Raw genomic sequence first — 14,017 nt, forward strand, 5'->3', positions numbered from 1 at the left:
AGCCTACGCACTGCGGACCCATAGCACCGACCCCTCCTTGGAGTGGTCTTCTTCACTCACCTTGACCACACCCCGCTGTCGGTCAACTACTCTTGGTGAACATGAAGATCGCTTTCGTGGGAAAGGGCGGCAGCGGGAAGACGACGCTGTCCTCCCTCTTCATCCGCCACCTCGCAGCCAGTGGAGCCCCCGTCGTCGCGGTGGACGCCGACATCAACCAGCACCTCGGAGCCGCCCTCGGGCTCGCCGAGGAGGAGGCCGCGGCGCTCCCGGCGCTGGGCGCGCACCTGCCCCTGATCAAGGAGTACCTGCGCGGCTCGAACCCGCGCATCGCCTCGGCCGACAGCATGATCAAGACGACGCCGCCCGGGGCGGGTTCGCGCCTGCTGCGGGTGGACGAGGACAACCCGGTCTACGAGGCCTGCGCGCGCACGCTGCCGCTCGACGGGGACTCCGTACGGCTGATGGCGACCGGCCCCTTCACCGAGTCCGATCTGGGGGTGGCCTGCTACCACTCGAAGGTCGGGGCGGTGGAGCTCTGCCTCAACCACCTGGTCGACGGGCCGGACGAGTACGTCGTCGTCGACATGACGGCCGGCTCGGACTCCTTCGCCTCGGGCATGTTCACCCGCTTCGACATGACCTTCCTGGTGGCCGAGCCGACCCGCAAGGGGGTCTCGGTCTACCGCCAGTACAAGGAGTACGCCCGGGACTTCGGCGTCGCGCTGCGGGTCGTCGGCAACAAGGTGCAGGGTCCGGAGGACATCGAGTTCCTCCAGGACGAGGTGGGCGAGGACCTGCTGGTCGCCTTCGGCCACTCGGACTGGGTGCGGGCGATGGAGCGGGGCCGCCCGGCCGCCTTCGAGCTGCTGGAGGCGACCAACCGGCACGCCCTGGAGACCCTCCGGCACGCGGCCGAGGACTCCTACTCCGGCCGCGACTGGGACAAGTACACCGAGCAGATGGTCCACTTCCACCTGCGCAACGCGGAGAGCTGGGGCAACGCCAAGACCGGGGCCGACCTGGCGGAGCAGGTCGACCCCGGCTTCGTCCTCCACGAGGGCCTGGTCAGCCCTCGTCCGGCTCGCCGGCCGGCCCCTCAGCCGGCTTGACCCTGCCCGCCGGCGGGGCTGCCGGGGCGGCCGGCGGCCCCGCGGTGAGGAACTTCGTCCAGCCCTCCTTCGGTGCCTGGCCGACCTCCAGGGACCGCAGCCAGTCCAGCGTCTTCGGGTCCTGGGCGTCCAGCCAGTCGGCCAGCTCCCGGAAGGGCACGCAGCGGACCTCCTTCTGGTCGCACATGCTCTTGATGGACTCCTCGACGGCGCGCATGTAGGTGCCGCCGTTCCAGGACTCGAAGTGGTTGCCGATGATCAGCGGTGCGCGGTTGCCCTGATAGGCCCGGTCGAAGGCCTGCTTGAGGCCGTCGCGCATCTGGTCGCCCCAGTACTGGTGCTGCGAGGGGTCGCCCTGTGTGGTCGTACCGGACTGGTTGACCATGTAGTTGTAGTCCATGCTCAGTGTGTCGAAGGCCCGGCCGGGCATCGGCACCAGCTGGAGCGGGAGGTCCCAGAGCCCGTCCGTCTTCTTCGGCCAGACCTGCTTGCTGATCCCGCTGGAGTCGTAGCGGAAGCCCATGTCCTTGGCCGCCAGCATGAAGTTCTTCTGGCCTTCGAGGCAGGGGGTCCTGGCGCCGATGAGCTCCTTGTCGTAGTCGAACGGGAGCGGCTCCATGTCCTTCAGGCCGGCGTTCGTCTTCCAGTTCTTGACGAAGGACTTGGCCTGGTTGATCTCGCTCTTCCACTCCTCGACGGACCACGTGCCCACGCCGCCGTCGGGGCCGCAGAAGTGGCCGTTGAAGTGGGTGCCGATCTCGTTGCCCTCCAGCCAGGCCGCGCGGACCTGGTCGGCGGTGTCCTTGATGCCCTGGAGGTCGCCGAACCCGATGTCGGAGCGGCCCGGCGCGTGCTGCGGCGCGGTGTAGAGGGAACGCTTCTCCTCGGGCAGCATGTACACGCCGCTGAGGAAGTAGGTCATCCGCGCGTTGTGCTCCTTGCCGACCTCGCGGAAGTGGGAGAAGAGCTTCTGGCTGTCCTCGCCGGCCCCGTCCCACGAGAACACCACGAACTGCGGCGGCTTCTCACCGGGCTTCAGCTTCTGCGGCTTCTGCACGTTCGGCTGCGGACCGGTGTAGGCGGTCGAGCCGTCGCCGATGAGCCGGTTGGCGCTGCCGGGGGCCTCCGGGGCGGCGGCGCCCTTCCTCCCGTTCGGCCCGCCGGGGGCCGCACGCCCCGCGGACCCCGAGCCGCTGCACCCGGCGGCGCACAGGACCAGGGCCGTGGCGACCAGCCCGCCGGCGATCTTCTTCGTGGCGGCCATCATCCGCACACCTCTCCCTCGCAGTACCGATGCAGGACGTTCGCGACGCAACGTCCCATGCGGTGCGGTTTTAGGAAGGTGTGACAAGCCAGACAAAATGCTTAATCACCCTCAAGGGTGGGTTTCTAGACCGCCTGCCCGTATTTTCCCCCACCCTTCTTTACTCTCCATTACCATCCATTTACTGAGTGTTGAAACTCCCGCCGCTTCATCCCTCCGCAGAGGAGACGGGAACCCATGACAGCCACCGCACCAGCCCCATCCGCCCACCGGAAGCCATCGGGCGCGGGGAACTTCCGCAAGGACCTCCCGGCCGACCTGTCCGCCTCCACGGCCGTCTTCCTGATCGCCCTGCCGCTCTCCCTGGGCATCGCACTGGCCACCGGCGCCCCTCTGCAGGCCGGGCTGGTGGCCGCGGCGGCGGGTGGGATCGTGGCCGGGCTGCTCGGCGGGGCGCCGCTCCAGGTGAGCGGCCCCGCCGCCGGACTCACGGTCGTGACCGCCGAGTTGATCCAGCGCTACGGATGGCGCACCACCTGCGCCATCACCGTCCTGGCGGGCTGCTGCCAGCTCGGGCTCGCCTTCCTGCGCACCGCGCGGTCAGCGCTGATGGTGAGTCCGGCCATCGTGCACGGGATGCTCGCGGGCATCGGCGTGACCATCGCGCTGGCCCAGCTGCACATCGTGCTCGGCGGCACGCCGCAGAGCTCGGCGGTGGCCAACGTGCTGGGCCTGCCCGCCCAGTTGGCCGATCCGCATCCGGCCGCCCTGGCCGTGAGCGCGCTGACGCTGTGCGTCCTGCTCGGCTGGAACCGGCTGCCCGGACGGGCGGGCCGCGCCCTGCGCAAGGTGCCCGCCGCGCTGGCCGCCGTCGCCTCGGCCACGGCGTTCGCGGCGCTCGCCGGGCTCTCCCTGCCCCGGGTCGACCTGCCGTCCTGGAGCAGCCACGCGCTGCCCGAGCTGCCCGAGGGGCCGGTGCTCGGGCTGATCGCCGCCGTCCTGACGATCACGCTGGTCGGCAGCGTGGAGTCCCTGCTGTCCTCGGTCGCCACCGACAAGCTGATCGCCTCCGAACGCGGTACGGAGGACCGCCCGCCCCGCGCCGACCTCGACCGGGAGCTGCGCGGCCAGGGCGCGGCGAACATCGTCTCCGGGCTGCTGGGCGGGCTGCCGATCACGGGTGTGGCCGTGCGCAGCGTGGCGAACGTCAAGTCGGGCGCCGTCAGCCGGAAATCGGCCATGTTCCACGGCCTGTGGGTAGTGCTCGCGGCCGGCCTGCTCGTCCCGGTCCTGGACCTGATCCCCCTCGCGGCCCTGGCCGCGCTGGTGATGTTCGTCGGGATCCAGATGGTCAGCATCACGCACCTGCGAACCGTCTCGCGGCACCGCGAGATCCTGGTCTACGCGACCACGATCGCGGCCGTGGTGCTGGGCGGGGTGCTGGAGGGCGTGGCCGTCGGGATCGCGGTCGCCGTGGCCCTGGCCCTGCGCCGATTGGCCCGGACGCGGATCACGGTCGCGGAGGTCGACGGCGTCCACCGGGTCGCGGTGCGCGGGCAGTTGACCTTCCTGGCGGTGCCCCGGCTGAGCCGGGTGCTGAACCAGGTTCCGCACGGCGGGCGCGCGGTGGTCGAGCTGGACGGCTCGTTCATGGACCACGCCGCCTACGAGGCCCTGCACGACTGGCAGGAGTCGCACCTGGCGCACGGCGGTGCGCTCGAACTGACCGGCCGGGGCGGTGCGGCGTTCTCCGGCGGGCCCCCGGGCCCGTCCGGCGACCGCGGCCCCCTGGGGGACGGGCAACCCGGCGGGGGCGCGCGGGAGGGTGCGGCGGCCGGCGGACACCGGGCCGAGGCGGGCCGGGGGGCGCACCAGTGCTGCCGCCCCTGGACTCCCTGGCAGAACCACTGCGACCACCGGGCGGTCCAGGCGGCCCAGCCCGCACCGGCGGGCGGCGAAGCCGGGGGCGGGGCCGCGGGCGCTCCCGCGCGTCCGACCCCCGGCGCTCCCGGTGCGGCCGATGCGGCCGGCGCCTGCGGCACCCCGGCGGCGGCCTCCCGGCGGCCCGGAGCGGGCCAACTCGCGAGCGGGATCGGCGCCTTCCAGCGGGACACCGCCCCGCATGTGCGCGAGGAGCTGGCCCGGCTGGCGCGCGAGGGGCAGCGGCCCTCGCAGCTCTTCCTGACCTGCGCGGACTCCCGCCTGGTCACCAGCATGATCACCGCCAGCGGCCCGGGCGACCTGTTCACCGTGCGCAACGTGGGCAACCTCGTCCCGCTGCCCGGTGCGGAGTCCGGCGACGACTCCGTCGCCGCGGCCATCGAGTACGCGGTGGACGTGCTGAAGGTCGCCAGCATCACGGTGTGCGGGCACTCGGGCTGCGGGGCCATGCAGGCCCTCCTCACCTCGCGCCCGGGCGCCCCGACGACCCCGCTGAGCCGCTGGCTGCGGCACGGTCTGCCCAGCCTGGAGCGGATGGGCAGCCGGCACCACGCCTGGGCCCGGATCTCCGGGCGGCTCCCGGCCGATGCCGTGGAGCAGCTCTGCCTGACCAACGTGGTGCAGCAGCTGGAGCACCTGCGGGCCCACGAATCGGTGGCCCGGCGCCTCGCCGAGGGAACGCTCGAGCTGCACGGGATGTACTTCCACGTGGGTGAGGCCCAGGCCTATCTCCTCTCCGCCGGCGAGGACTTCTTCGACTGTCGGGTTTTCGACAGCGTCGGCCAGAACGCCTGACCAGCGGCCCGCCGGAACCGATACCCTCCCGTATCCGTGCGAGCTGTCGGCCCCTTCCCGCACCCTGTCGGCGGGAGGGGGCCGTTCGCGCGCCGCCGGCCGACGCCGACACGCCGTGCGTGCGTGCGGAGGCCGGGTACGGGCCCAGTCGTGGTATAGGTCTAAACCAATTTTCGGCAACCCCTTGTCACCTGGGCATCTGACTGATGAGCTGTCCCCGGGGACTCAGCTATGCCCGGGGAACAACGGACACCCTGGGAAAGGGAGATGTCGTGAGCAACGAGAGCCTGGCCAATCTGTTGAAAGAGGAGCGGCGGTTCGCACCGCCCGCCGATCTGGCCGCCGCCGCGAACGTGAAGGAAGCCGCGTACGCGCAGGCCGACGCGGACCGGCTGGGCTTCTGGGCGGAGCAGGCCCGACGGCTTTCCTGGGAGGCCGAGCCCACCGAGACGCTCGACTGGAGCAACCCGCCCTTCGCGAAGTGGTTCGCTGACGGCCGGCTGAACGTCGCGTACAACTGTGTGGACCGGCACGTGGAGGCCGGCAACGGCGACCGCGTCGCGATCCACTTCGAGGGCGAGCCCGGCGACAGCCGCTCGATCACCTACGCGCAGCTCAAGGACGAGGTCTCGCAGGCCGCGAACGCCCTGACCGAGCTCGGCGTCCAGGCGGGCGACCGGGTCGCCGTCTACCTCCCGATGATCCCCGAGGCGGTCGTCGCGATGCTCGCGTGCGCCCGCGTCGGCGCCGCCCACTCGGTGGTCTTCGGCGGCTTCTCCGCCGACGCCGTCGCCTCCCGCATCCAGGACGCCGACGCCAAGCTGGTGATCACCGCCGACGGCGGCTACCGCCGCGGCAAGCCCAGCGCGCTCAAGCCCGCCATCGACGAGGCCGTCGCCAAGTGCCCGCAGGTCGAGCACGTCCTCGTCGTCCGCCGCACCGGCCAGGACACCGTCTTCACCGAGGGCCGCGACCTGTGGTGGCACGACGTGGTCGGCCGCCAGTCCACCGAGCACGCCCCGCAGGCGTTCGACGCCGAGCACCCGCTCTTCATCCTCTACACCTCGGGGACCACGGGTAAGCCCAAGGGCATCCTGCACACCTCGGGCGGGTACCTCACGCAGGCCTCGTACACCCACCACGCCGTCTTCGATCTGAAGCCGGAGAGCGACGTCTACTGGTGCACCGCCGACATCGGCTGGGTCACCGGGCACTCCTACATCGTCTACGGCCCGCTGGCCAACGGCGCCACGCAGGTGATGTACGAGGGCACGCCGGACACCCCGCACCAGGGCCGGTTCTGGGAGGTCGTGCAGAAGTACGGCGTCACCATCCTCTACACCGCGCCCACGGCGATCCGCACGTTCATGAAGTGGGGCGACGACATCCCCGCGAAGTTCGACCTGTCGAGCCTGCGCGTGCTCGGCTCGGTCGGCGAGCCGATCAACCCCGAGGCCTGGGTCTGGTACCGCAAGCACATCGGCGGCGACCGCTGCCCGATCGTGGACACCTGGTGGCAGACCGAGACCGGCGCGATGATGATCTCCCCGCTCCCGGGCGTCACCGCGACCAAGCCGGGCTCGGCCCAGCGCGCCCTGCCCGGCATCGGCGCCACCGTCGTCGACGACGAGGGCCACGAGGTCGCGAACGGCGGAGGCGGCTACCTGGTCCTCACCGAGCCGTGGCCGTCGATGCTGCGCACCATCTGGGGCGACGACCAGCGGTTCATCGACACCTACTGGTCCCGCTTCGAGGGCCGCTACTTCGCGGGCGACGGCGCCAAGAAGGACGACGACGGCGACATCTGGCTGCTGGGCCGGGTCGACGACGTGATGCTGGTGTCGGGCCACAACATCTCCACCACCGAGGTGGAGTCGGCGCTCGTCTCGCACCCCGCCGTCGCCGAGGCCGCCGTCGTCGGCGCGGCCGACGAGACCACCGGCCAGGCGATCGTGGCCTTCGTGATCCTGCGCGGCAGCGCTTCGGAGACGGACGGCCTGGTGGGCGAGCTGCGCAACCACGTGGGCGCCACGCTCGGGCCGATCGCCAAGCCCAAGCGGATCCTCCCCGTCCAGGAGCTGCCGAAGACCCGGTCCGGCAAGATCATGCGCCGTCTGCTGCGCGACGTGGCGGAGAACCGCGCGGTCGGTGACGTCACCACGCTCGCCGACTCCTCGGTGATGGACCTGATCCAGACGAAGCTGCCCAGCGCCTCCGACGAGGACTGACCTGCGGCGAGAGGTACACCGCCCCGGAGGGCGTCCGGCGCACAGCGCGCCGGACGCCCTCCGTCCGTTTAAGGTGAAGATCACCCGATACGACACCGCGGACCCCTGTAAAATATGAGAAGCGTCAAGAATTGACGTCTGAAAGTCCTGAAAGTTTCGATACACGTCTCTGGGTGCGCCGGGAAGTCTGGTCGGCAACTGCATGTGTCATGCCGTCGACCGACCGGAGGTCCCCCCGTGGCCACGTCCGCAACCCGCCGCAAGCTCCTCGGGCGGCTCTCCCTCCCCGAGCGCCGCTTCGTCGCGGATGCGCTGCGCACCGAGACCGTCGGCGGCGTCCTGCTGCTGGCGGCCGCCGTCGCCGCCCTCCTGTGGGCGAACATCCCCGCCATCTCGGACAGCTACGAGAGCGTCCGGTCCTTCCACATAGGCCCCGCCGCCCTGGGCCTGGACCTCTCGCTCCAGCACTGGGCGGCCGACGGCCTGCTCGCGGTGTTCTTCTTCGTCGCCGGCATCGAGCTCAAGCGCGAACTCGTCGCGGGCGACCTGCGCGATGCCAAGGCCGCCGCCCTCCCCGTCATCGCCGCCGTCTGCGGGATGGCCGTACCCGCGTTGGTCTACCTGCTGGTCAACACGATCGGCGGCGGCTCGACCACCGGCTGGGCGGTCCCGACCGCCACCGACATCGCCTTCGCCCTCGCCGTCCTCGCGGTCATCGGCACCTCGCTGCCCTCCGCGCTGCGCGCCTTCCTGCTGACGCTGGCCGTCGTCGACGACCTCTTCGCCATCCTGATCATCGCGGTGTTCTTCACCGGCACGATCGACTTCGCGGCGCTGGGCGGCGCCGTCGCGGGCCTGGTCCTCTTCTGGTTCCTGCTGCGCGCCGGCGTCCGCGGCTGGTACGTCTACGTGCCGCTCGCCCTGGTCATCTGGGGCCTGATGTACAACAGCGGCGTCCACGCCACCATCGCCGGCGTCGCCATGGGCCTCATGCTGCGCTGCACCCGCCGGGAGGGCGAGGAGCACTCCCCCGGCGAGCACATCGAGCACCTGGTCCGACCCCTGTCGGCCGGCCTGGCCGTGCCCCTCTTCGCGCTGCTCTCCGCCGGGGTCTCCCTCTCGGACGAGGCGATCGCCCAGGTCTTCACCCGACCCGAGACCCTCGGCGTGGTCATCGGCCTGGTCGTCGGCAAGACGGTGGGCATCTTCGGCGGCACCTGGCTCGCCGCCCGCTTCACCCGGGCCGAGCTCAGCGAGGACCTCGTCTGGCCCGACGTGCTCGCCGTGGCCTCCCTCGCCGGCATCGGCTTCACGGTCTCCCTGCTGATCGGCGAACTCGCCTTCGCCGGCGACCCCGTCCTCACCGACGAGATCAAGGCCGCCGTCCTGTTCGGCTCGCTCATCGCGGCGATCGTCGCCTCCGTCCTGCTCAAGCTGCGCAACCGCACCTACCGGCTGCTGACCGAGGCCGAGGACCGCGACGAGGACCACGACGGGATCCCGGACATCTACGAGGAGGAGAACCCGGAGTACCACCTGCGGATGGCGCGGATCCACGAGGAGAAGGCCGCCGAACACCGCCGCCTGGCCGCCGCGGCCGCCCCTGCCGCGGGCCCGTCGGCGGGCCCCGGGCCGGACGCCGCCGGGGGCGAAGCCGCGGGCGGGTCCAGCACGCGGGCCGACCGTCCGGCATGATCTGACTGACGACGGAGGACAGCCGCCGGCAGACGACGACAGAGGGAGACAGAGATGAGCGCAGTGGACCAAGGGGCCGCGGGGGCCGAGCGCACCCTCGGCCAGCTCGTCGCCGCGGCCACCGCCGAGATGTCCGCCCTGGTGCACGACGAGATCGCGCTCGCCAAGGTGGAGATCAAGCAGGACGTCAAGCGCGCGGGCATCGGCAGCGGCGCGGCGATCGCGGCGGGCGTGCTCCTGCTCTTCTCCCTCCCCGTACTGAGTTTCGCCGCGGCCTACGGCATCCACAACCTCGGTCTCGGGCTCGCCTGGTCCTTCCTCATCGTCGGCGTGGCGTTCTGGCTGCTGGCGGCCCTGGTCGGGCTGCTGGCGGTGGCCAAGTTCAAGAAGATCAAGCCGCCGGTGAAGACGATGGAGTCCGTCAAGGAGACCGCCGCGCTGGTGGGGACCGTCAAGCCGCATCCGCGGCCGTTGAGTGACCAGGCCGTGGGTGTGGCACGCTCGTCCTCATGACAGCCCCCTCGCCGGACTCCAGCACTCCGCCCACCGCCGCCACGGCGGTACGGATCGACCTGCCGGACGGCAGGGCGGTGACCCACCGGGACGTCGCGGCCAACGGCGCCCGGTTCCACGTCGCGGAGCTCGGCGACGGGCCGCTGGTCCTCCTGCTGCACGGCTTCCCGCAGTTCTGGTGGACCTGGCGCCACCAGCTGACCGCCCTCGCGGACGCCGGGTACCGGGCGGTCGCGATGGACCTGCGCGGGGTCGGCGGCAGCGACCGCACGCCGCGCGGCTACGATCCGGCGAACCTCGCGCTCGACATCACCGGGGTCGTACGGTCCCTCGGCGAGCCGGACGCCGCCCTCGTCGGGCACGACCTGGGCGGCTACCTCGCCTGGACGGCCGCCGTGATGCGGCCCAAGCTCGTGCGCCGGCTGGTCGTCTCCTCCATGCCGCACCCGCGCCGCTGGCGCTCGGCCATGATGGGCGACCTCGGCCAGACCCGGGCGAGCTCCCACATCTGGGGCTTCCAGCGGCCGTTCATCCCCGAGCGGCAGCTGGTCGCCGACGACGGGGCCCTCGTGGGGCAGCTGATCCGGGAGTGGTCCGGGCCGCGACTCGGGGAGGACGGCCCGGACGAGGAGGCGCTCGGCGTGTACCGGCGGGCGATGTGCATCCCGTCCACCGCGCACTGCTCCATCGAGCCCTACCGCTGGATGATGCGGTCGATGGCCCGGCCGGACGGGCTCCAGTTCTACCGCCGGATGAAGCGGCCCGTACGGGTTCCGACGCTGCACCTGCACGGATCGCAGGACCCGGTGATGCGGACGCGGAGCGCCGCCGGATCCGGGAAGTACGTCGAGGCCCCCTACCGCTGGCGACTCTTCGACGGTCTCGGGCACTTCCCGCACGAGGAGGACCCGGCCGCCTTCTCCGCCGAGCTGGTGAACTGGCTCAAGGACCCCGAGCCCGACCGCCCCTGACGGGTCGTTGGCCGACACCCGACGGACGGGTGACCGGTTCATGATGGTCCGGCGGTTCGTTCGTACGAAAGGCTTACGGGCATTCAATTGCCCCGCGCATAGGCCAATTGGCCGCCCCGGACGGGGTTACCGACCTTGGAGGCCGGGCAGAGCTCGTTGTATGGGCTGGACGCACGACCACGGTGACACCGCACGCGAACGCCGCTCGGCCACGGTGCCGGGCACGCACGACAGGGGGTCCGGCCGCGAAGGCCACGACCCCCGGCTCGGGATTCCGCGCATCCTGCGCCGCCGCGCCCGCTGGGTGTCGGCGCGGCTGCGCCATCCACGGGTGTAGCAGTGCCGCGCCGTCCACGGAGGTAGCGGCGCCGCGCCCCCGGGCCCCGGGTCGGACCCGGAACCCGGGGGCGCGGCCCCGGATCAGAGGGCGCAGCCCTGGGTGTCGACCCGCCGGTCGGCGACCCGGCCGAGGCGGATGTCGTCCCGGATCTCGTCCGCCGTCAGGGCGTACCCGGTGTCCGGGTCGTCGAGCGACTTCGCGAAGACGACGCCGTACACCCGGCCCTCGGGCGTGAGCAGCGGGCCGCCGGAGTTGCCCTGGCGGACGGTCGCGTAGAGCGAGTAGACGTCGCGGCGGACGGTGCCCCGGTGGTAGATGTCGGGGCCGTTGGCGTTGATCCGGCCGCGGACACGGGCCGCGCGGACGTCGTAGGCGCCGTTCTCCGGGAAGCCGGCGACGATCGCGTCGCTGCTGCTCGTCGCATCCTTCTCGGTGAACTCCAGGGCCGGGGCGCGCAGCTTGGGCACGTCCAGGACGGCGATGTCGCGCTCCCAGTCGTAGAGCACGACCTTGCCGTCGTAGAGCTTGCCCTCGCCGCCGACCTGCACGGTCGGCTCGACGACCCCGCCGACGACATGGGCGTTGGTCATCACCTTGCCGGGCGCGAAGACGAAGCCGGTGCCCTCCAGGACCTTGCTGCAGCTGGGTGCGGTGCCGACGACCTTCACGATCGAGAGCTTGGCCTGCTGGGGCACCACGCTGCGGGCGAGCGCCGGGTCCGGCGGCTTGACCTCGGCGATGGGCTCGTTCGAGAACGGGCTGAAGACCTGGGGCAGGCCGTTGCGGGCGAGGGTGGAGCTGAAGTCGGAGAACCAGGTGTTCGCCTGGGTGGGCAGCACCCGCGACACGCCCAGCAGCACCTTGGAGTTGCGGACCTCCTTGCCCAGCGTGGGCAGCGAGGTGCCGGCGAGCGCCGAGCCGATCAGCCAGGCCACCAGCAGCATCGCGACGACGTTGACCAGCGCGCCGCCGGTCGCGTCGAGCGCGCGGGCGGGCGACCAGGTGATGTGGCGCCTGAGCCGGTTGCCCAGATGGGTGGTCAGCGCCTGGCCGATCGAGGCGCAGATGATGATGACCACCACGGCGATCACCACCACGGTGGTGGACACCTGGGTGCCGTTGTCCGTCACCCGGTCCCAGATCAGCGGCAGCAGGGACACGGCGATGAGGCCGCCGCCCAGGAAGCCGATCACCGACAGGACGCCGACGACGAAGCCCTGGCGGTAGCCGACGATCGCGAACCACACGGCCGCGAGCAGCAACAGGATGTCCAGCACGTTCACGAGGGTCACCGTCTCATGCGTGCCAGTCGAGCGGGACGTGACGTGAGCGGTCCCACGGGCGTTCCCAGCCCGCGAAGTGCAGGATCCGGTCGATGACCCCGGCGGTGAAACCCCAGACCAGGGCCGATTCCACGGTGAAAGCAGGCCCCTGATGGCCTCTCGGGTGGACCACGGTGACCCGGTGGGCGGGGTCCGTGAGATCCGCCACGGGCACCGTGAAGACGCGGGCCGTCTCCGCCGGGTCCACCGGGCCGACCGGAGACGGCTCGCGCCACCAGCCGAGCACGGGGGTCACGACGAACTCGCTGACCGGGATGTAGAGCCGGGGCAGCACGCCGAACAGCTGCACGCCCGCCGGGTCCAGCCCGGTCTCCTCCCGGGCCTCGCGCAGGGCGGCGCGCAGCGGTCCGGTGGTGTGCGGGTCGCCGTCCTCCGGGTCCAGGGCACCGCCCGGGAAGGAGGGCTGGCCGGCATGCGAGCGCAGGCTGCCGGAGCGCTCCTGGAGGAGGATCTCCGGGCCGCGCGGCCCCTCCCCGAAGAGGATCAGCACGGCTGACTGCCGGCCCCGGCCGTCCTCGGGGGGCAGGAAGCGGCTGAGCTGCTGCGGCCGGACCGTACGGGCCGCCTCGGCGACGGGGTCGAGCCAGCCCGGCAGGCCGGCGGTCGTGAGCGTGAGCCCGTCGGCCCGGCGGTCGGCCGCGGCCGTGGTCTCGTCCTGCGTACCGCGCGTCATAGGCAACCCCTGTCCGTGTTCTCCCCGTCCGCTGAACGCGGACCGGGTACCGATTCGTTCCGCCGGGGGCGCGCAGCCGCGGCCGCCGCGCCCCCGGGCAGGCGGTCGCGCCCCGCTCAGGGCCCCGTACGGGTCGCCAGGGGCGCCGCGGGGAGCCCCGGGTAGTCCGGGGGCGGGGAGAGCCGCTGGCCCGGCTGGCCGCCCTTCTCGTACTTCAGCAGCTTCTTCGCCTTCTCCGGGTCGGTCTCGCCCTCCCCGTAGGCGGGGCAGAGCGGGGCGATGGGGCAGGCGCCGCACGCGGGCTTCACCGCGTGGCAGATCCGGCGGCCGTGGAAGACGACGCGGTGCGAGAGCATCGTCCACTCGCTCCGGGGGAAGATCGCGCAGATCTCCGCCTCGACCTTCTCCGGGTCCTGCTGCTCGGTCCACTTGAACCGGCGCACCAGCCGTCCGAAGTGGGTGTCGACGGTGATCCCGGGGACTCCGAAGACGTTGCCGAGGACCACGTTGGCGGTCTTGCGTCCCACTCCGGGCAGCTTGACCAGGTCCTCCATCCGGCCCGGCACCTCGCCCCCGAAGTCGTCCCGAAGGGCCTGCGAGAGGCCGAGGAGGGACTTCGCCTTCATGCGGAAGAACCCGGTCGGCCGAATGATCTCCTCCAGCTCCTCCGGCACGGCGGCGGCCATGTCCTCGGGGGTCGGATAGGCGGCGAAGAGGGCCGGGGTGGTCTGGTTCACGCGCAGGTCGGTGGTCTGCGCGGAGAGGACGGTGGCCACCAGGAGCTCGAAGGGATTGCGGAAGTCCAGCTCCGGATGGGCGTACGGGTACACCTCGGCGAGCTCGCGGTTGATCCGGCGGGCCCGGCGGACCATGGCGAGGCGGGACTCGGGCCTGGGCGCCCTGGCCGGCTTGGTCGGCTTGGCGGGCGCGGCGGTCTCCGCGGGAGCGGCCGTCCCGGCGGCCCGCGGTTTCTTGGCCGAAGCTTTGCCCAGGGGGGCAGGTCGGGCCTTTTCGGACGCCGCCGCAGGGGCCTGTTCGCCCACGGCTGAATTCTGGGCCGCCGTCACTCCTGCGGACCCCTTGGCCTGTGCTCTCACCGGCTTATTGGACACCCGGCCAGCCTAAGGCCGGACGCTGACACC

The 14,017-nt window shown here is 71.9% G+C and carries 10 protein-coding genes; 6 read left to right on the plus strand and 4 right to left on the minus strand.

Annotated features, from left to right (window positions below):
• Positions 1–101: 101 nt before the first annotated feature.
• Entirely contained in the window at positions 102–1,112 is a 1,011-nt protein-coding gene (locus tag ACIRBY_RS12095) for an ATP-binding protein (RefSeq protein WP_403899752.1), read from the plus strand.
• Here the strand turns inward: ACIRBY_RS12095 and ACIRBY_RS12100 are convergent.
• The gene (locus tag ACIRBY_RS12100; RefSeq protein ID WP_403899755.1) at positions 1,069–2,379 is read right to left on the minus strand and encodes a hypothetical protein; all 1,311 of its coding nucleotides are present in this window, start codon (positions 2,377–2,379) and stop codon (positions 1,069–1,071) included. The two genes, ACIRBY_RS12095 and ACIRBY_RS12100, sit on opposite strands and share 44 nt — an antisense overlap.
• Positions 2,380–2,613: 234 nt before the next feature.
• On the opposite strand from ACIRBY_RS12100, the gene ACIRBY_RS12105 reads away from it, so the two are divergent.
• The 5 genes from ACIRBY_RS12105 (at position 2,614) to ACIRBY_RS12125 (ending at position 10,519) form a co-directional block, all read left to right on the plus strand.
• Positions 2,614–5,112 carry a SulP family inorganic anion transporter gene (locus ACIRBY_RS12105; RefSeq protein WP_403899758.1) on the plus strand — a complete coding sequence of 833 codons (2,499 nt, stop codon included), beginning with the start codon at positions 2,614–2,616 and terminating at the stop codon, positions 5,110–5,112.
• A 272-nt stretch (positions 5,113–5,384) separates the two neighbouring features.
• Positions 5,385–7,340 carry an acetate--CoA ligase gene (gene acs, locus ACIRBY_RS12110; protein ID WP_403899761.1) on the plus strand — a complete coding sequence of 652 codons (1,956 nt, stop codon included), beginning with the start codon at positions 5,385–5,387 and terminating at the stop codon, positions 7,338–7,340.
• Between the two features lie 237 nt (positions 7,341–7,577).
• Positions 7,578–9,035: a Na+/H+ antiporter NhaA gene (gene nhaA / locus ACIRBY_RS12115; protein ID WP_403899764.1), complete on the plus strand. Its 1,458-nt coding sequence runs from the start codon at positions 7,578–7,580 to the stop codon at positions 9,033–9,035.
• 54 nt (positions 9,036–9,089) lie between these two features.
• Positions 9,090–9,548: a phage holin family protein gene (locus tag ACIRBY_RS12120; RefSeq protein WP_403899767.1), complete on the plus strand. Its 459-nt coding sequence runs from the start codon at positions 9,090–9,092 to the stop codon at positions 9,546–9,548.
• Complete coding sequence (locus tag ACIRBY_RS12125; protein WP_403899770.1) at positions 9,545–10,519, plus strand: alpha/beta fold hydrolase; 975 nt, start codon at positions 9,545–9,547, stop codon at positions 10,517–10,519. Before ACIRBY_RS12120 ends, ACIRBY_RS12125 begins: the two co-directional genes overlap by 4 nt.
• Before the next feature lie 420 nt (positions 10,520–10,939).
• On the opposite strand, the gene ACIRBY_RS12130 is transcribed toward ACIRBY_RS12125, so the two are convergent.
• From ACIRBY_RS12130 to nth, 3 genes are all read right to left on the minus strand, one after another.
• Positions 10,940–12,142 carry a MarP family serine protease gene (locus ACIRBY_RS12130; RefSeq protein WP_403900537.1) on the minus strand — a complete coding sequence of 401 codons (1,203 nt, stop codon included), beginning with the start codon at positions 12,140–12,142 and terminating at the stop codon, positions 10,940–10,942.
• A gap of 13 nt (positions 12,143–12,155) precedes the next feature.
• Positions 12,156–12,875, minus strand: a complete 720-nt coding sequence (locus ACIRBY_RS12135) for an NUDIX hydrolase (protein WP_403899773.1) — start codon at positions 12,873–12,875, stop codon at positions 12,156–12,158.
• 116 nt (positions 12,876–12,991) lie between these two features.
• On the minus strand, positions 12,992–13,867 hold the full coding sequence (gene nth / locus ACIRBY_RS12140) for an endonuclease III (RefSeq protein ID WP_403900539.1): 876 nt from the start codon (positions 13,865–13,867) through the stop codon (positions 12,992–12,994).
• Between the last annotated feature and the right edge of the window lie 150 nt (positions 13,868–14,017).

Source organism: Streptomyces sp. NPDC096136, from assembly GCF_044763325.1.
GTDB lineage: Bacteria > Actinomycetota > Actinomycetes > Streptomycetales > Streptomycetaceae > Streptomyces.